Source organism: Paenibacillus sp. Y660, assembly GCF_057221575.1.
Window position 1 is genome coordinate 15824 of sequence record NZ_JBXBBJ010000010.1, and the last position, 18796, is coordinate 34619.

Genomic DNA, 18796 nt, shown 5'->3' on the forward strand with positions numbered 1-18796 from the left:
ACATGCACTCGAAAAAAAATAAATGGAATCAGATGTTCAAAGCGGCCAGCACCGATCTATTCCCGCCCTTCTATTTATGGATAGGCGTCATTTTGCTCGCGATTTTCACTTTAGTTCCTTTTATATACCTGTTCTTATCCTCATTGTCTTTAGAAGTCGAGCTCATTAACGGTCATTTGATCCCGCATTCGCCGACGTTGAAAAACTATATCGGCCTGCTCTCGGGAAGCAATGCCGTCGTGTTCCTCAGTGCATTAAAAAACAGCGTGGTCGTATCCTTACTGGTCACTGTAATCTCGATATTTGTCGGTGTATTTGCGGCGTACGCGTTCTCCCGAATTAAATTCCCATTTCGCAAAACGGGATTGTTTGTCATTCTTGCGGTGCAAATCATGCCTTCAATTAGTATTATTACACCGCTATACATCCTGATGAGGGACGGTATCACGCTCGATATTCCTTTTACAAGCATCGTATTGCTTCAAACGCCGCCCCTGCTCGATTCAGTATGGGCTCTGATCTTCTCCTATACATCTTTCAGCTTGCCCTACGTGGTTTGGCTTCTGGCTGGTTATTTCCAAACGATTCCGAAGGAGCTGGAGGAAGCCTCCTATGTGGATGGCTGCAGCCGAATTCGGACGATGTTTCGCATTATTTTGCCATTATCGATGCCCGGAATCGCCGCTACTGCGATTTTCGCCTTTTTGAACGCATGGGATGAATTTCTGTTTGCGAATGCTTTCACCCAAACCTACGCTTCCAAAACGCTTCCAGTCATGGTGGCTGAGTTTGTCGGGAAGCACAGTATCGATTGGGGCTCCATGACAGCGGGCGGGTTTTTGGCTTCGCTGCCTCCGGTAATTATCTCTCTCTTCCTATATAAGTACATTATTGGAGGAGTTATGGCTGGCGGTGTAAAAGAATGACAACGAGCACATATATGCTTGGTGTTGATGGCGGCGGCTCTAAAACGTATGCGGTTATCGTAAACGGCAATGGCGATAAAATCAGCAGCGGAATATCTGGAGCAAGCAACCATCAAAGCATAGGGATAGACAAAGCTATCGCCCATATTAATGAGTCGATTAATCAAGCACTACAAGCTGCCGGTCTGTCTCATTCGGATATTGCCTTTACACAATACGGTCTCGCAGGACTAGACAGGCAACAAGATTACTACATCGTCCGGCCCGCTTTATCCCTTATTCCATTCGCAAATTGGGACATGGTATCCGACACTTTCGAAGGTCTGCGGACGGGCAGCGCAAGCAACACAGGTGTTGTGCTTATCTGCGGCACCGGATCGAATGCAGCAGGCAGAAATGATGCCGGCGAAACGGTGCAGGTCGGAGGCATCGGCTATTTGTACGGAGATAATCTTGGAGCAAATTATATGGCAACAACGATGTTCCGGGCGGCAGTCAGATCCTGGGAGGGCCGTGAAATCCCTTCGATTTTGCCTGAGAAACTGCTCCAATACTTCGGATTCCCTACGATGGGTGATCTCATTAATGACTTCCTGGACCGGGACATCCAACATATTCGCGAAGGCAGATTGACCATATCTTTGCATGAAGCGGCCGCCGAGGGAGATACGCTGGCTATTCACCTGTTGAAGGAAGCAGGAAATGAGCTGGGAATTACGGCAAATACCGTTATTCGCAGGCTCGGTGGCTTTAAAGGGAAAACGGTCCCGATCGTTCTCATTGGAAGTGTCCTTCAGAAGGGCCGCAGTCCCTACCTTCTAAATGAATTGCGCAAAGTCTTGGATATGGAGAACCCAAGCGTTGAATTGATTATTCCGGAAATCGCACCGGTATACGGCTCGATATTGCTGGCTATGGACCATCTACAGATTACGGTTACAGATGATACGCTTAACAAATTCAATGCATATGGAGGATATGAATGATGAGAGAACCACATTTAAAAATAGCGGTAATTGGCGGGGGGTCTTCATATACCCCAGAGTTAATCGAAGGCTTTATCAAGCGTTACGAAGAATTGCCTGTAAAAGATTTGTACTTGGTAGATATTGAGGCAGGCCGGGAGAAGCTCGAAATCGTTGGCAGCCTTGCCAAGCGGATGCTTGAAAAAGCGAATGTACCGATTAACCTTCACCTCACGTTTGACCGTCGCGAAGCCATTCGGGATGCCGACTTCGTAACGACTCAAATGCGGGTGGGCTTGCTGGAAGCACGCGGCCGTGATGAGCGGATTCCGCTTAGATATAATTGTATTGGCCAGGAAACGACTGGCGCAGGCGGGTTCGCTAAAGGCTTGCGCACCATCCCCGTCATTCTGGATATTTGCAAGGATATCGAGGAGCTTGCGCCTAATGCGCTCTTAGTCAACTTCACGAATCCAGCCGGCATGGTTACCGAAGCTGTGCTGAAGTACTCCAATGTACGTACAATGGGCCTATGCAATCTGCCGATCGAAACCAAAATGCAAATCGCCAGCTTGATGGGCGTAGATGTATCCAGCATTGATATTGAAATGGTCGGCATTAACCATCTGAACTGGACGACAAAAATTTTAGTCGATGGCGTGGACAGAACCGACGACATTTTGTTCCAAGCTTCCGGCGACTCCAAATTTACGATGCAAAATATACCTGGCTTCTCCTGGAGTCCAGAATTTATTCAATCGTTAGGCGCTCTTCCTTGCGGCTACCACCGCTATTTCTATATGAAGGAACAAATGCTTAAGAAACAGCTGGAGGAAGTCAATACGAAAGGGACTCGGGCTGAAATCGTGAAGCAAGTGGAAAACGAGCTGTTCGAGCTATACAAAGATCCGAACCTTGCCGTGAAGCCAAAGCAATTGGAACTGCGCGGCGGTGCTTATTACTCAGATTCTGCACTTAATTTGATATCTTCCATCTACAACAACAAGAAGGACTGCCAGATTGTAAATGTAAGAAACAACGGAACCATTCCTTGCTTGCCTGATGATGCTTCTATTGAGGTAAACTGTGTGATTGGCTCGGATGGCGCAAAACCCATTCAGCTCACTACACCGATGAATCCAAAAATACGCGGCCTTCTGCAAATCGTAAAGGCTTATGAAGAGCTTGCCATCGAGGCAGCTGTTAAAGGCGACTACAATGCAGCTTTGCAAGCATTGACTATCCATCCTTTGGTTGGGTCAGCAGATCTTGCGAAGCCTATGCTTGATGATATTCTTGCAGAGAACCGCGAATATTTGCCGCAATTCCACAAATAATACATGAAAAGGGCGCACGCTCCTGTCGATCGTACATGACAAGAGCGTGCGCCCTTTCTAGCTTATTGCTCCTTAATACGTTGATCGATAAGGCCCAATAGCCAGCTCCGCTCGCCTGGAATGTTCTCCTGAAGTCTAGCGGCCGCTACAGGAAGTATCCAGTTATGGACAATTTGTACGCTCGTATTGGTAAGCTTGCAATACTCTTTTAAATAAACGCGGTTTAACATTTTTTTGATGAAACGAAGTGGAATAGACATCCACTCCGGCGTCCCTGGTGGATTGAAGGGGCTTAGAAACATTAAGGAGGTTCTTGCCGCATCACCCGTCGGATCACCCCTATTTGCGTTTATCCAATCAATCGCTATCGATTTATTTGGCGTTATTAGAACATTGTCCGGATGAAAGTCGCCATGGCAGATAAAGTTCCCATCCGGCAAGGTGTGAAGGTAATTACAGATGAGCTGTATTTGCTCTTTCAATATTTCACTTGATCCCATAATCGCTTGTTCCAGCCGTTCCTTCTGAAGAGGGAGCTTCGTTGTGGAACAGCGATGAATGCTGGCATGCAGCCTTGCCATCTCTCTCGCATACTTAAAGATGGTGGCTGGGGATGATTGGCTCAGGGCGAGTACGGAAGGCCCTTGAATGCGTTCGTAAACCAGACCTTTCCGCCCCTCCACCTCCAGCATCTCATAGACATTCGGAGCAGGCACTCCCGCTTCTATGATTGCCATGCCGATATCAGCTTCATATCGAATCCAATCAAGTGGATGCCCTTCGTAATACAGCTTTAAAGCCTGTTGTGGTCCCCATTCATACACCTCAGCAGTCATGCCTTTCCCGATCAACTTACCCTTCTCCAACGCCGCTCCTCCATATCAACCCCATTTAGTTGTATAGTACTTCTTTGTGCAGCTTAAACTCTCCTTCTAAATGTGGAAAAATAAACCACTTCCATCATTGCAGCTGATGTGATTGCTTCCTCCCAGTAGAGGAGCGCACATTCATTTGCTCTCTATACTTGGTCACGGTTCTACGTGAGATCAGCAGCCCCTCGCTTGCAAGAAGCGAGGCGAGTTGTTGGTCCGATAATGGCGAGTCCGGCTTCTCCGCTGCTATATGTTCACGAATTCGCTCCTTCATATACATTGGCGATACCAGTGTTCCGTCAGCATGCTTGATCGAGGACCCAAAAAAATACTTGAGCGCATAAAGCCCCCACGGTGTGCGAATATACTTATGATTGATAGCTCGGCTGACCGTTGATTCATGCATGTGCAGCGCATCGGCTACTTGCTTCATGGTCATGGGCCGAATATGGGAGACGCCATGGCTGCAAAACGCTGCCTGCAGCTCAAAAATAACGGCGGCGGTTTTCAGCAGCGTAACCTTTCTGCGCTCGATGTTGCTCGTTAGCTCTCTCGCTGCCTGCCAGTTTTTTTTCAAATAGCGCTGGACATCCTTTGAGGCATTCTGCTCCATTATGCTCAAATAGGATGGATTGATGGTGATGTGCGGCAAACAGGATTGATCGAGGTACACCTCATATTTGCCTTCCAATTGCCTAAGATGTAGATCTGGATTTATATATTGCGGCTTTTCCCTACCGTACAATGCCCCTGGCTTTGGATTAAGCGAGCTGATCTTCGCTATGGTTGCCTTAATGTCCGAAAGCTCTGTTCCGTATTTCTCCGCCAGCTGCCGCAGCTTCCCTTGCGCGATGGTCGGCAAGTCATGCAAGACAAGGTTAATCACTAACGAATCTCGCTCCTGCTGATGCTGTAATTGGAGAATCAGGCACTCCGCTAACGTCGATGCTCCCACACCGTGCGGCTCAAAGCTTTGAATGATGCCGACAGCCTCGCTTACCTGCTTGAAAGCAGCGCCATTTAGCGCAGCAATCTCCTCTTTGGCATACAGGAGATAGCCCTTGTCGTCCAAATTTCCGATAATCCATTTGCACAACGTCATTGTTGCGCGATCAAGCTTCAAATAGGCGAGCTGCTCAAGCAATACCGATTCTAAGGTCGTCTCGCTTGAATGCTCGACATTTAGCCACCAATCTGGATCGGTGCTGCCTATATGGCGGTTAAGGGAGACTTCCTTCGCCGGCTGCAGCTCGATAAAGGGATTATCCAGCGCTTGCTGCTTCATGAATTCATTTAATTCCAAGGAGGACATCTGAAGGATTTCCATAGACTGCCGCATTTGCGGTGTAAGCTGCAGCTTCTGCTGCTGTTGAGCAGCCAATGAGATTTCCATGCACATTCCCCCTTAGATCTTATGTAAACGTTTACTTAATATTATATTCGTTTTTTCTTCTCTATTTCCATCATAAAATAAACCCTGCTCTCTACTAGAAGAAAGCAGGGGTGGATTATAGTGAATAATTGCTTTAAAGCCCCAGCACGCCCCGCTCCTCTTCGGTGAACATCCTCGAGCGAGTCAGAAACCGCCGGCCTTCCGGCCCTTCCAGCGAGAACATCCCGCCTCTGCCGGGCACCACGTCAATAATGAGCTGCGTGTTCTTCCAATAATCGTATTGCGACTTGCTCATATAGAATGGGGCATCGCCTATGTCCCCAAGCCATACATCGCTGTCGCCAATCAGAAACTCCCCTCGCGCGTAGCACATCGGAGAGCTGCCGTCGCAGCAGCCGCCTGATTGATGGAACATGACCGGGCCATGCTTGGCCTTTACCCATTCAATGAGCGCAAGGGCGGCATCGGTAGCGACAACCTTGCTCACTTCTGTCGTCATCGCAGCACACGCTTAGAAGAAGCCCAACGCGTCGGGGCTGTAGCTGACGAGCAAATTTTTGGTTTGCTGATAATGGGAAAGCATCATCTTGTGATTCTCGCGCCCGATGCCCGACGTCTTATAGCCGCCGAACGCCGCATGGGCAGGATAAGCATGATAGCAGTTCGTCCATACGCGTCCGGCTTGAATGCCGCGCCCCATCCGGTAGGCCGTATTCATGTCGCGCGTCCATACGCCGGAGCCAAGTCCATAGAGCGTGTCATTGGCAATGGCGAGCGCCTCCTCCTGATCCTTGAACGTCGTGACGGAGAGAACCGGCCCAAAGATTTCCTCTTGGAAAATTCTCATCTGATTATGCCCCTTCAGCACGGTTGGCTGAATATAGTTGCCCTCGGAAATATCCCCTTCGAGCGCAGCGCGGTTTCCGCCAATGAGGCATTCAGCGCCTTCCTGTGCGCCGATGTTGATATAGCTCATAATTTTCTCCACCTGCTCGGTAGAGGCCTGCGCTCCAATCATCGTGTCCGTATCGAGAGGATTGCCTTGCTTAATGGATGCAACCCGCTTCAAGGCTCTTTCCATAAACTGATCATAGATCGATTCCTGAATGAGCGCGCGGGATGGACTGGTACAGACCTCTCCTTGATTGAGCGCGAACATCGCGAAACCCTCGAGCGTTTTATTGAAGAAGGCGTCATCACGAGCGACTACATCCTCGAAGAAAATGTTAGGCGACTTGCCGCCCAGCTCCAAGGTAACCGGAATCAGGTTCTGCGAAGCATACTGCATAATTAAGCGGCCAGTCGTCGTCTCGCCGGTAAAGGCGATTTTGGAAATACGGCTGCTCGAGGCTAGCGGCTTCCCTGCTTCAAGCCCAAAGCCGTTTACGATGTTCAGCACGCCCGGCGGCAGCAAATCTTGGATAAGCTCCATCAGCACCAAGATGGATGCCGGTGTCTGCTCAGCAGGCTTCAGGACGATCGCATTGCCTGCCGCAAGCGCCGGAGCGAGCTTCCATGTCGCCATGAGCAGCGGAAAGTTCCACGGTATAATCAGGCCGACGACGCCCAGCGGCTCATTGAAATGGTAAGCAACCATATTGTCATCCAATTGGCTGAGCGAGCCCTCCTGCGCGCGAATGCTTCCCGCAAAATAGCGGAAATGATCGATAACCAGCGGCAGATCTGCTGCCAGCGTCTCCCGAACCGGCTTGCCGTTATCCCAGGTATCGGCAACCGCGAGCAGCTCTAAATTGGCTTCTATCCGGTCAGCAATTTTGTTCAAAATAACGGCACGCTCCGCAACTGACATGCGTCCCCATGCATCCTTGGCAGCATGCGCTGCATCTAGTGCCAGCTCGATATCCTCTGACGTCGAGCGCGGCACCTCGCAAAAAACACGGTTATTTACAGGCGACGGATTTTCGAAGTACTGGCCTTTAACAGGCGCAGTCCACTGTCCGCCGATAAAGTTTTCATACCGTTTTTTAAATGTAAGCTTTGATCCGTTTTGTCCAGGTTGTGCATAAATCATGTAGCTCAGCCTCCTTAAAATGGATTACGATAATTATATAAGCAAGAATCGTGCCAACTTACGGAATGGCGGCAAATCAGTCTTTTGTGTAAGCGCTTCACAAATGCTGTGCCGCTTTGATACATTTGAAGTGTTTCATTTCGGAACATTCTGTCTTCTTGCTCTCCATTAATAAAAGCAACTATGGTATGATCGGGTTAGGATACCGATTGCGCCTGGAGGTGTATATTTTGCTATCAGTGGAAAATAAATTTTTATCCGAAGCGGCGGCGCTGTCTTGGAAACGCTGTCACGAATTAGGTTTAAAGCCTACCGACCCCATTGACGATGACATCTTAACCGGAAGCCGCATACAGCCCATACTCAAGCAAAACGAGCAAACGATTTATTACACGGAGCAAGTATTCGAGCATTTGCATGCAGGCATCAAGCAATCCGGCCAAATGGCGCTGCTTATCGATCCGCAGGGAACGATCATTCATACGGCTGGAGATGCCGATTTCTCTCGCCGGGCGGTAGCCGTTCAACTGCAGGTAGGAGCCAATTGGGCGGAGAGACGAAAAGGCACCAACGCAATCGGCGTCGCCATCGCGGAGAAGAAGCCGGTGCGCATACATGCCGAAGAGCATTTTTTCAGCTCCAATCACTTCTTGACCTGCGCTTCTGCTCCCATCTTCAACGCAATCGGCGAGCTGATCGGCATCATTAATATTAGCGGCAAGCAGGAGCATTACCACGTCTATACGTTCTCTCTTGCCTGTATGGCCGCCTTCTCCATCCAAAACAAAATATTGCTGGAGGAGTCGAAGAAGGAGCAACTCCTTACATTAAGAGAGCTGGACTACTCCTCACAAAATCATCCTTTGCCGCTGCTCTCCATCAGCCGGGATAACCGTATTCTGCGCGCTAATCAAGCAGCCCTCCGCATTGTAGGAAGCGGCGCAATCGGCCAAGAGCTAGGGAAGCTGGACGGCTTCTCGGTGGAAACCGTTCATAATGAGCATCAGAGGCTGTGGCAGTCCGTCTCTATTCGGAAGCAGGAGGATGGCGAGCAGCGTTTGTATACGTTTAGAGACATTGTCGGTACATGTCCGCTGATCATACAGAAAAAGGAGCTCGCCCAGAAGGCGGCGGCAACCGATTTCCCTGTCCTATTGCTCGGCGAGAGCGGAGCCGGGAAGGAATTGTTCGCGCAATCGATTCATACCGCAAGCAATCGGTCGTCAGAGCCGTTCATTGCCCTTAATTGCAGCGCGATCCCGGACAGCCTCATTGAGAGCGAATTATTCGGCTATGCTCGCGGCGCTTTCACGGGCGCGAACAAGGATGGCAACGCCGGAAAATTCGAGGCCGCGCATAAAGGCACAATATTTCTAGATGAGATAGGCGACATGCCTCTTCGCGCACAGGCTGCTTTGCTTAGAGTGCTTCAGGAGAGCATGATTACGCCGGTAGGCAGCACGAAGAGCAAAAGGGTCGATATTAGAGTCATTGCGGCGACGAATAAGGACTTGGCTGCGGAGGTAAAGGCCGGCCGGTTCCGCACCGATCTCTATTATCGGCTGAAGGGGATACACATTACGCTGCCGGCATTGCGGGAAAGAAGCGATATTTTGACATTGGCCGCACATTTGCTCCAGAAGCATGCTTCGCCATGCCCCTTCCTAACGGAAGCAGCGCAGCAGAAGCTGTCAGCCTATAGCTGGCCAGGCAACATCAGAGAGCTTAACGGCATTCTTATGCAGGCGGTCTTCCTAGCGGACGGACAGGCGATTGACGCTGTGCATTTATCGTTCGATGAGCAGGGCGAAGCTTCACAGGCCGGAGCTGGCAAGGATCAACCGCTCACCCTAAAAGATGCAGAAATAACAGCAATCAAGCAGGCGCTAAAGGCCTCGGAGTGGAATCTAAGCAAGGCGGCGGGGCAATTGAAGATCGGAAGAACAACTTTATATCGCAAAATCGAGGAGAACGGCATCACGATGTTTTAGCGCGAAAGCGCTTCGCTTTCCATGATGAATCTGAAATTCAAATAGAGGGATACGCTCTCTGGTGTCCCTCTTACTCCGAATGCTTAGCTTGACGTCAACTGTCAGCCTTTAATCAATCCTTTATTTTTTAGCTTGTACTCAACCCGAACCTTTATCTTGAGATCTGGATAAGCTCGCTTCCACACTTTCCATTCCCCGAGGTTGTCGACACTTCGAGAGCGGAAGCGCAGTCCGAAGCCAGCCGGGTCCAGATTGGCCCTGCGCATCTTATTTAGGAAAGCCTCCACTTTTTTCGTTATCACTTTCGAAACAGCAGCTTCGTATTTTTTGTCTGGTTCCTCCCCAAGTTTATTCAACTCCTCAATGATCCCTTCCATTTTAATATTCATATGGATTTCCTTAGGCATTCCATTTTTTTTCAAAATGGTGAATTTGCTGGATAAGCTAATCAAGTCCGTAACAAAATCCATACCTTCGGCTTGTATATGCAAAATCTGATTCGTAAAGTTATAGGAAACCATATTATTGATCATCGTCTCTTCAGGAGACAACACCAATTTGGCTCTCAAAGACTGCCCCTTCTCGATTACAGCGGCATTTTGAATAAAAAAATCATTGTCCTTTGGGCTGATAATAGGTAAAACAGGGTCCAGTCCTTTTTCCGTTGTTTTACGGTAAAAGTCAGCGAGCTTGACCGTAGTGATGAAACTGGAATTCGTACCCGTTCTATCGAATGCCAGAAAAATATTGTTGGCAGGAAACCGCTCTGAAGGGGGCTGAAGGTCTAGAATGGTTTTCGCGTCGGGATGGCCAATCGTAACGTATGCTATTTTTTGAATGTCGCGCCTGCGAATGGTCCAATCTACGATGGGCTTAAGATTGCTTCTGGCTAATGACTCACCGAATACGATCGCCTTTGCCTGCCCGAACTCCAGCTCCAAGCCGACGTTCGCCTTGATTTTAGAAACAGCAATGGCAATCGTATCCGCCTCGGCGGTTTTGACGACGACCCCTTTTTGCTTTTTCTGTGACTCCGGGCTTGGATCGGATAATTTCAGTGAAACGACAAATTTATTTCCCTCCTTAGCCTTATCAATCCCTATGGCCACGACAAAGAAACGTTTATCGATATCCCGAAATCCGCAGCCTGACAATACGAAGCAAAGACAAGACAGACAGAGCAGCAAACGACACTTAGCCGACTTCAATGCTTTTTTTCTCCTTTTTCTTCAGTATGACGGCGAGGAGCATGATGGACACCAGCAGTACTTCCAGAAAGACACGGCTGCTTAACCAGTAAACGCCTATTTGATATACAGCTTGATCGTTCGTGAACATGCGCAGAACGAATGGCATAGAGGCAAACACTAGACAAATCATCACTTTGTGCTTAACGCCTACCTTTTTTCCAAGCTGCTCTTTTAACATGCTGCCAATCAAGTCAAACGTAACTTTCCAGTGCACAATGACGTTGATTACGCCAGTCATAATGTAAATGAACAAAAAGATAAAAAAGACACGCTCGATAACGCCCATTTGCATGCTTAACGAATCGGTCGACGAAATGAATGGATGGTTAAAGCTCGCAACCCCTTCCGTCCCCAGAAGGCCAATCGGTATAAAAAAAGCAAGCAGCATCAGCAGCAACATGCCAAACGGCACCAGCCATAGATGCTTCCCCTTAAAAGGGGGGTTGAAGTCTTTGTTGAAAATAGTCATGTCGGTATATCCGGTGAAGCAATACGTCGTAACGCCAAAGGATAGTAGAGTTGGCATGGTTACCTTCTGCATACAAATCTCAATCACGCCATCCCAATTGAATTGGGTGTCCATGATGGAACGAACGAATACAAACAGCAGCATCGCTACAATAAAATAAAAAAATATTTCTAAACCATAAAGAACGGCAACACTTTCAAATAGAATGACAATGATAAATACAGAAATATATAGAAGCAGCAGCAGAAAATAAGGGAAATTCGGATTTATGAATATTTGGGTGATATCCGCTATTCCGGATAGCATTAAGACCCCTGATGAATACCAAGCCGGAATATATAGGAGCAAAACGGCATACTGTGCCCACTTGGGGAAATACGATTTCAAAATTTCGGCCAAGTTGAGTTGAGGGAAGTGCCGAAGCGTACGGCTAAACAAATAAAACATCGTGAAGCCGAATGGCAATGCGAGCAAAATCGCGAATATGGCTCCATGATACCTGTCCTCCGTCAAAATGCCTGGCAGGAACAATATGACGTTCGATATGGCATTAATGAATAGCAAATAATAAAAATACCGATTCAATTGCACTTCCCCCTTTTTCGCTATTTCTTTCCGGTAAGTACCTGCATATAGGGATTGCCTTGCGTGCGGAGATGGGCGAGATAAAATACGAGCACGACAATGCCAGCCACTATTCCGCTCAGCCCAAACAAGACAGCGAGAACAACAAACGGATATTTTAATACCCTCACAGCCATTGACATGCTGGTATTAGGTATAATGTAATTTCCAATCGCAACCGCCGCTACGATAATGACCATAATATTGCTGACCAAACGGGCTTCAGCAGAAGCTTGACCAAGGATCAGACCGCCAACCGTCGTGCCGGCCGGTCCAATAACTTTCGGCAAACGAATGCTCGCTTGCGATAGCATCTCCATCATCAGCATCATAATAAGCACCTCGATAAACGTCGGATAAGGTACCATTAATCGGCTTCCGGCAATCGTCAAGGCAAGCTCAATTCGTAAAAACTCGGGATTAAAGGACGTAATGGCAATATATAGCCCTGGCAAAAGAACGCTGATCGCCATTCCAAAATAACGGATCAGCAGCAGAAAATAACGGATGGGACGCATGTAATATAAATCATCCATCGCTGACATGAAATCAAAGAAAGAAATAGGAGCGATGAAAGCCAGAGGTGTACCTTGAACGAGCAAGACCACTTTTCCTTCCAGCAGGCTTTTGACTACTCGATCCGGACGCTCGCTCATCAGCACTGCAGGGAACACGGTCCACTTTTCTTCTGTCAGCATTTTTTGGAATTGGTCGATCCGCTCGATTCCATTGCTAATCCGCTGCAGCCTGTTGCGAAATTTAAGCAGTTGCTCCTCGTTTACACTTTGCTCGTCAAAGAGAAGGGCAACAGGAATCTTCATCCGCTTTCCGACCTGTGTCTCTTCGGATACAAGCGAGTTTTGGAGATAGCGCTGCCGGATCATGTCGATATTAATCGAGATGTTCTCGGTGAACGAGCTTGTTGGGCCGAGCAGGACAGTCTCCAGCTCAGATTCCGATACCGAAACTTTATCGAAACGTTTGGCATCATACAGAAATAATGCACCCTCCATGCAAATGGCAACGGAGCCGTTCCACATTTCTACCACTGCCTGCTGGGCGCTCTCTGACTCCGTGCAGTTCGGAATAGATTTAAGAAAGGCTTGATATTGCAAGATCCCTTCCAATCGAAAAAAAGGATCAATCACGTTTTGATTCATATCTTGCGGATCGCACAAGCCGTCAAAATATAACAAAATAGCCTTTCGCCCATCCACTAGCAGCTCTTTGGAGATGAAGCTATTCGTTTGACCGATTGCTTCTTCTATTTTTTTGGCCATTTCGTCCGCAGTATAACCCGCTATGCCTGTACCCATATAAACTCTCCTTTTATTGGTATTAGCGGATAGATTTCTGAATAAGTTGCCCGAATAAGCTGTCGATTATTCCCTTCTTGCCATATTTGCTCTATTCCATAGCAAAAAAAACAGGGCTGTCCCCAAAATCCATAAAAGGATTTGAGAACAGCCCCGCAATCTATTTGATTCAACAGCCAAAATTCCGTTATGTACACCAAGATAAAAAAAGGAGTGACTAATCCCATTTCGGCTTCGTTTTTATTTTTGCCCTGAATATACGTTTTGACTTTTTTTTGTTCCCCAAAATTCGTTTGATCCCGTAGATCATCAGCTTATATCGCATCTCATCATCGTAGCCTAATTTTCTAAGCTCTCTAAAGAAAAAACCATTCAGTATGGTCATCATCTCCCTCAAAGCCTGCGAACGAGCCTACCTGGCTATGTTCAATCGAAAGTGCCCAGTACATGGTTGAACAGCAAGGAAAATAATTCCCGTACCGATCGAATGCCCATCTTTCACCATTCAAGCCTTCAAAATCCGGACGATCGGAAAATATAAACTCAAACCGAGAAGAATGCAACCTAATACGTTCCATAAAATTAGAAACATTGTACACGTCTCCTTTGAAATCTTATTTTCATCTGTAGAGGAATAGACAGTCTATTATTATAGTCTTTTATACCTATTCAACATGATAACGTTAGACTTATCCTCATTATATATGATTCTAAAGTCCTGCGATAGATGAATAAGTTCACTAAAAAAGAAGATTTATGGTCATTTTGTGACATTATTTTCAAGTTTATATGACTTTAGTCACACATATGATAGAATAGATTATAAATATATTTACCCATGCGAGGGACAACTAGTGGATACTCAATTACTCAAAAAAATAAATCTAGTCTCGACTATGTTCGTCGTCATAGCAACCGCCGCCACCTTGCTCCATACGGCTGTGTTTTCGATTGGACTGTGCTTGATCGCATGCGCCTATATTGCCGTTCTCCTGATTCGTGACTACATCTTGAAGCTTGACTTGCAAAGCGTGAAAGGCACTCTATTTTTATTTTTTCAACTCGCATTAGCATTCCTTATAGCGATTATGTCGGAAGACTTTTTTGCACAAGTCTATATCTTAATTCTCATAGGCGAATTCACCTTTCATCACTCTAGAAACCATTCGATTCTCTTTACGACTTTGAGCTATTTTTCCTTCGTGCTAAGCCTTAGGATTTTTCAGCAGCCCCCACTCTATGAAAAAATTTTCGATTTTATGCCTCGGGTCATCGAATACTATGCCATTTTCGGGATAAGCTTACTCGCCAAAATTGCTTTTCAACAAAAAAACCAATTAGCGAAAGACAATGAACAGCTGCGGATCGCTTCGATTGAATTGGAGCGGAAAGCAAAGCTGCAAGAACGAACGAGAATTGCACGCGAGATTCATGACTCGGTAGGACATACGCTAACCTCAGCCTTCGCGGGGCTGCAAACAGCATCACATGCGATCCAAAAAAATCGTTATGACATTGCGCAAGAGATGATCGACCGAACCAAAGAAAATATTCTCAGCGGCCTGGATGATGTTCGAAGCTCCGTCCATCTGCTGCGCGAAAACATTCCTGATCATCAGTTCTTACCTGAGCTCACGGGGCTGATCGAGGAAACGAACAATCAAGCCAACGTGCAAATTACATATGAAATAGATGCGTCGATGCCTGAACTGTCACCCTTGATAGAGTTAACCATTTATCGTGCCTTGCAAGAGGGCCTTACCAATGGCATTCGGCATGGTGCAAGCACCAAATTCCACTTCTCATTGACCCAGCATAGGGAGTATATCGAATTTAGGCTGACTGATAATGGCAAGCCGCCTCTTCAAATCGTTCCCGGTTTTGGCCTGAACGCCATGCTAGAGAGAGTAAAGGATGTTCGAGGCGAGCTGTCGATTACGAAGAATCGTCCAGCCAGCGGTGTAACCTTGGCGATCACGATACCTATGCAAGTGAAAACAAACGAAAGGAGTGAGTAGATTGTCGAAAACAACCATTCTAGTTGCAGACGATCAGCCCTTAATCCGCGATGGTTTGGCAGCTATTCTAAATATGGAAGACAACTATAGCGTAGTAGCTAAATCAGGTGACGGCTTGGATACGATAGCGCAGGTACGATTGCATCGCCCTCAGCTTGTGTTGATGGACATCCATATGCCAAAGCAGGACGGCTTGGAAACCACCAAACAAATCCGAACGGAATTTCCGGATACGAAGGTGCTGATTTTGACAACCTTCGAGCAGGAAGAGTACATCTGGGAAGCCATACGTCATGGGGCTAGTGGATTTTTGGTCAAAGGGATTGAGACCGGGAAGCTTCTTTCTACGATACAGGACTGTCTAGATGGGCGGATCAATTATCCGCTCAGTATTCAGCTGCGACTTGCTCAGGCGATCCAATCATCAGAGCAGCATGAAAAATCATCACAAGAAATAAGGGAGCTGCCACTGCTTGATCAACCACAGGAGCAAAAGCTGGATCTTCTGACCGTACAGGAACGAAACATTGTAAAAATGCTGAAGCAAGGGAAGTCTAACCAGACGATTGCCTCTGAGCTTTTCTTGACCAAGGGTACCGTAAAAAATTATCTTAGTACCATTTACAAGAAGCTGAACGTCTCCAGTCGAGCAAAAACCATCGCTTATCTTCACGAAAATGATCACTAATTTCTCAAATAACCCCTATTATCTCATGCAAAGTATGCGAGTGCTTGCGATTGCAACGAACAGGGGCTGTCCTGGAATCCATTAAAGATTCCGAGAGCAGCCCCAATGTTAAACCTATTCAATGATTTTCTTGGATACGAGTGTGAAATAAAGAAAAAACACACCGCAAACGATTCCTATAAAGCCATACCCGCCAAAAACATCATATTTGGATGAGAAATATCCGAAGCCCAATCCAGTAATGATGAGAACCGCATTTTCCCCTAATGACTGAAAGGAGCCCATCGTCGCCCTCATGGAGGAATCGATCCGGTGATGCAAGTAACCTGCAGCCAGCGGCTCGATCATCCCGGCAAGCAAGCAGATAATGAACATGGCAGAAAGTCCGCTGAAATCTTTTATTACCGACAAGTAGATGAAGCTTACAGCTAAAACCGCAGTTACTCCTGCCAATAAAAAACGGTAATTAAATTTATTCTTCAGCCTATATGCCAGCATACTGCCCGGAAGTCTGACAACAAATAGCGCTGCCGAGAACAAGCCGAAATAAATAACCGGAATTCCCAATCTGTCCAAATAAGTCTGCCAGAACTCATCGATGAAATTGATCGCCGCGCCTGTCACCATGCCCGATAGAACAACGAGCAGCACGCCTTTGTTATCTTTAAAGAAGCGCAAAGATGCTGTCATATACACCTTTATCGGAATCTGCTCATCCTCATCCTCCTGCTTGCCTCCAGCTCCAGCAGGCTCAATGAGCATAAGGGTGAAGCACAGGGAAACAAGCATACTGACGCAGGATATCCAATAATTACACGAATACCCAAAGCGGCCTGCCAAGAAACTCCCGCACAGAGCAGCAATCATGATCGAGGAAATATCGAGCGCATTCATGCGGCCCACATATTTTTCGAACGATTGCGCCTTCCCCTCGGACGCCAAAGAATCGTAGAGCAGCGCGCTCTCCGCACCGCTGCTTGCAGAACTGCCAATCGCCGCCAGAAAAACAACAAGCGCGAAATGCCAAAACTCCGTTGCATACACCAAGATAAGAAATTCAAAGCAGCCTAATAGGGCTGACAATACGATCATATGCTTCCGGCCCCACTTGTCGGCCATAATTCCTGTGGGAATCTCGAGCAATACAATCGTCACTGCAAAAATAATTTCCGTGAAGACGACCATTTGAATGGTCATGCCTCTCTCTTCCCAAAACAATCTCTCGATGACATAAGCAGGAATCAAATTGTAAAAAAACCGGATCGCGTAAAGCTTCCAAACATTCGGCATATAGCCCATGATGCTGCTGCTCCTCTCATTTATGGTTGAAGGCTTCTCAACCGACAAATGGAGGGGCACGTGATCGATTTGGGGTTAAGGCTTAGCTGGGAGCCCTTGCATTGGCATGTGTCATTGCTTCTTCCCCTTTGACCGTTTAGTTTGTCACTCATTCTTGTTTAATTAACCCTATTATATCGCAATTCGAGGAAATCATCTCTTATTTCATGCGCATGAACGAGTTGTTCAGCTTCATTGCTCCAGCTTGTTCAAAAAAGCAAGAACGGCTGTTTTCAACTGCTCCAGTCCTGGCTGTTTTTTGGATGCTGCCTCTTTTTGTATTATACTTTGTACTATAACTAATTGTACTGGAGTTGAGAAAAACAATGAAAACGGAGATTATATCCCGATTTATCACTTATGCACAAGTTGAAACACAGTCTGATGAGAGCGTCGACACCTGCCCCTCTACGCCTGGACAGCTGGAGCTAGGCCGTATGCTGGTAGAAGAATTGAAAGCAATCGGCATGCAGGAGGTTGCGATGGATGCGAATGGCTATGTCATGGCAACTCTTCCGGCCAATACGGATAAGGAAATCCCGACCATTGGCTTCCTTGCCCATGTCGATACCGCTACCGATTTCACCGGTGCTGGGGTAAAGCCTCAAATTATTGAGCAATACGACGGGCAGGACATCATCTTGAACGTAGCGCAGCATATCGTGCTGTCGCCGAGCGATTTTCCGGAGCTGACCGGCTATAAAGGCCATACGCTAATTACAACAGACGGCACGACTCTGCTTGGCGCAGACGATAAAGCCGGCATTGCCGAGATCATGACAGCTATGGCCTATCTCATTCAACACCCCGAGCTGAAGCACGGCAGACTAAGAGTTGCCTTCACTCCGGATGAAGAGATCGGCCGAGGCCCGCATAAATTTGATGTCGCCGCCTTTGACGCTGTTTATGCTTATACGATGGACGGCGGTCCGCTTGGCGAGCTGCAGTACGAGAGCTTTAACGCGGCAGGCGCTGTCATTACGTGCAAAGGCAAAAACGTTCACCCCGGCACAGCCAAAGGCAAAATGGTCAACTCTGCCAAAATCGCTATGGAGCTTCAAGCGAAGCTGCCCGTGAATGAGGCGCCTGAGCATACCGAGGGCTACGAAGGCTTCTACCACCTGAGCTCCATTCAAGGCGACGTTGAGCAGACGCAGCTTCGTTATTTGATTCGCGACCATGATCGCAGCAAGTTTGCCAAGAGAAAGCAAGAGCTGACTCGCATTGTCGATGAGCTGAAGGCGAAATACGGGGAAGAGCGCTTGGAGCTTGTCATCAAAGACCAATATTTCAATATGGGCGAGAAAATCGAGCCTGTAAAAGAAGTCGTCGACATTGCCGAGCAAGCGATGAAAAATCTCGGCATCAATCCGATTATTCAACCGATTCGCGGCGGTACGGACGGCTCCCAGCTATCCTATATGGGACTTCCGACACCAAATATATTTACAGGCGGAGAAAATTATCATGGCCGCTATGAATATGTTTCGGTTGATAATATGGTACTCGCGGTTAAGACGATTATCGAAATCGTCAAGCTTTATGAGCAAAAAGCTTAAGCGCAAATAAGGCATTCA

15 protein-coding genes are annotated in these 18796 nt (G+C 47.3%); 7 read left to right on the forward strand and 8 right to left on the reverse strand.

What is annotated here, in order from left to right; all coding sequences use genetic code 11:
- Positions 1 to 2: 2 nt before the first annotated feature.
- Genes AC2TDN_RS13460 through AC2TDN_RS13470 form a run of 3 tightly spaced genes read left to right on the forward strand, consistent with a single transcriptional unit; the run spans position 3 to position 3228 of the window.
- Positions 3 to 926: a carbohydrate ABC transporter permease gene (locus AC2TDN_RS13460; RefSeq protein WP_484688344.1), complete on the forward strand. Its 924-nt coding sequence runs from the start codon at positions 3 to 5 to the stop codon at positions 924 to 926.
- Positions 923 to 1912 (forward strand): N-acetylglucosamine kinase, encoded by a 990-nt coding sequence (locus tag AC2TDN_RS13465; protein WP_484688345.1) that lies wholly within the window; start codon positions 923 to 925, stop codon positions 1910 to 1912. The genes AC2TDN_RS13460 and AC2TDN_RS13465 overlap by 4 nt, the downstream gene beginning before the upstream one ends.
- On the forward strand, positions 1912 to 3228 hold the full coding sequence (locus AC2TDN_RS13470) for a 6-phospho-beta-glucosidase (protein WP_484688453.1): 1317 nt from the start codon (positions 1912 to 1914) through the stop codon (positions 3226 to 3228). Before AC2TDN_RS13465 ends, AC2TDN_RS13470 begins: the two co-directional genes overlap by 1 nt.
- Before the next feature lie 62 nt (positions 3229 to 3290).
- Here the strand turns inward: AC2TDN_RS13470 and AC2TDN_RS13475 are convergent, their stop codons facing one another.
- The 4 genes from AC2TDN_RS13475 to adh form a co-directional block, all read right to left on the reverse strand.
- Positions 3291 to 4094, reverse strand: coding sequence for a phosphotransferase family protein (locus AC2TDN_RS13475; RefSeq protein WP_484688346.1), 804 nt, complete (start codon positions 4092 to 4094; stop codon positions 3291 to 3293).
- Positions 4095 to 4188: 94 nt separating this feature from the next.
- Positions 4189 to 5493 (reverse strand): RNA polymerase factor sigma-54, encoded by a 1305-nt coding sequence (gene rpoN, locus AC2TDN_RS13480; RefSeq protein ID WP_484688347.1) that lies wholly within the window; start codon positions 5491 to 5493, stop codon positions 4189 to 4191.
- Between the two features lie 133 nt (positions 5494 to 5626).
- A complete protein-coding gene (locus AC2TDN_RS13485; RefSeq protein ID WP_484688348.1) occupies positions 5627 to 5992 on the reverse strand; it encodes a DUF779 domain-containing protein in 366 nt (121 codons plus the stop codon).
- A 12-nt stretch (positions 5993 to 6004) separates the two neighbouring features.
- Entirely contained in the window at positions 6005 to 7525 is a 1521-nt protein-coding gene (adh, locus tag AC2TDN_RS13490; RefSeq protein ID WP_484688349.1) for an aldehyde dehydrogenase, read from the reverse strand.
- 239 nt (positions 7526 to 7764) lie between these two features.
- Between adh and AC2TDN_RS13495 the strand changes: the two genes are divergently transcribed.
- Complete coding sequence (locus tag AC2TDN_RS13495) at positions 7765 to 9516, forward strand: sigma-54-dependent Fis family transcriptional regulator (protein WP_484688454.1); 1752 nt, start codon at positions 7765 to 7767, stop codon at positions 9514 to 9516.
- Between the two features lie 101 nt (positions 9517 to 9617).
- Here the strand turns inward: AC2TDN_RS13495 and AC2TDN_RS13500 are convergent, their stop codons facing one another.
- The 3 genes from AC2TDN_RS13500 to AC2TDN_RS13510 are packed head-to-tail and all read right to left on the reverse strand — an operon-like array spanning position 9618 to position 13175.
- Positions 9618 to 10724, reverse strand: a complete 1107-nt coding sequence (locus AC2TDN_RS13500; RefSeq protein WP_484688350.1) for a Ger(x)C family spore germination protein — start codon at positions 10722 to 10724, stop codon at positions 9618 to 9620.
- On the reverse strand, positions 10711 to 11820 hold the full coding sequence (locus AC2TDN_RS13505) for a GerAB/ArcD/ProY family transporter (RefSeq protein ID WP_482066156.1): 1110 nt from the start codon (positions 11818 to 11820) through the stop codon (positions 10711 to 10713). Before AC2TDN_RS13505 ends, AC2TDN_RS13500 begins: the two co-directional genes overlap by 14 nt.
- Before the next feature lie 20 nt (positions 11821 to 11840).
- The gene (locus AC2TDN_RS13510) at positions 11841 to 13175 is read right to left on the reverse strand and encodes a spore germination protein (protein WP_482066157.1); all 1335 of its coding nucleotides are present in this window, start codon (positions 13173 to 13175) and stop codon (positions 11841 to 11843) included.
- Between the two features lie 854 nt (positions 13176 to 14029).
- On the opposite strand from AC2TDN_RS13510, the gene AC2TDN_RS13515 reads away from it, so the two are divergent.
- Complete coding sequence (locus tag AC2TDN_RS13515) at positions 14030 to 15193, forward strand: sensor histidine kinase (protein WP_484688351.1); 1164 nt, start codon at positions 14030 to 14032, stop codon at positions 15191 to 15193.
- A 1-nt stretch (position 15194) separates the two neighbouring features.
- Positions 15195 to 15881, forward strand: coding sequence for a response regulator (locus AC2TDN_RS13520; protein ID WP_482066159.1), 687 nt, complete (start codon positions 15195 to 15197; stop codon positions 15879 to 15881).
- Between the two features lie 114 nt (positions 15882 to 15995).
- Here AC2TDN_RS13520 and AC2TDN_RS13525 read toward each other — a convergent pair whose 3' ends face one another.
- On the reverse strand, positions 15996 to 17180 hold the full coding sequence (locus tag AC2TDN_RS13525) for an MFS transporter (protein WP_484688352.1): 1185 nt from the start codon (positions 17178 to 17180) through the stop codon (positions 15996 to 15998).
- Between the two features lie 365 nt (positions 17181 to 17545).
- Between AC2TDN_RS13525 and pepT the strand changes: the two genes are divergently transcribed.
- On the forward strand, positions 17546 to 18778 hold the full coding sequence (gene pepT / locus AC2TDN_RS13530; RefSeq protein ID WP_484688353.1) for a peptidase T: 1233 nt from the start codon (positions 17546 to 17548) through the stop codon (positions 18776 to 18778).
- Positions 18779 to 18796: the final 18 nt, after the last annotated feature.

Excerpts from the sequence above, each read along its gene's own strand:
- AC2TDN_RS13460 (WP_484688344.1), top strand. The coding sequence starts at position 3 with ATGCACTCGAAAAAAAATAAATGGAATCAGATGTTCAAAGCGGCCAGC.
- AC2TDN_RS13465 (WP_484688345.1), top strand. The coding sequence starts at position 923 with ATGACAACGAGCACATATATGCTTGGTGTTGATGGCGGCGGCTCTAAA.
- AC2TDN_RS13470 (WP_484688453.1), top strand. The coding sequence starts at position 1,912 with ATGAGAGAACCACATTTAAAAATAGCGGTAATTGGCGGGGGGTCTTCA.
- rpoN (WP_484688347.1), bottom strand. The coding sequence starts at position 5,493 with ATGGAAATCTCATTGGCTGCTCAACAGCAGCAGAAGCTGCAGCTTACA.
- AC2TDN_RS13485 (WP_484688348.1), bottom strand. The coding sequence starts at position 5,992 with ATGACGACAGAAGTGAGCAAGGTTGTCGCTACCGATGCCGCCCTTGCG.
- adh (WP_484688349.1), bottom strand. The coding sequence starts at position 7,525 with ATGATTTATGCACAACCTGGACAAAACGGATCAAAGCTTACATTTAAA.
- AC2TDN_RS13510 (WP_482066157.1), bottom strand. The coding sequence starts at position 13,175 with ATGGGTACAGGCATAGCGGGTTATACTGCGGACGAAATGGCCAAAAAA.
- AC2TDN_RS13525 (WP_484688352.1), bottom strand. The coding sequence starts at position 17,180 with ATGGGCTATATGCCGAATGTTTGGAAGCTTTACGCGATCCGGTTTTTT.
- pepT (WP_484688353.1), top strand. The coding sequence starts at position 17,546 with ATGAAAACGGAGATTATATCCCGATTTATCACTTATGCACAAGTTGAA.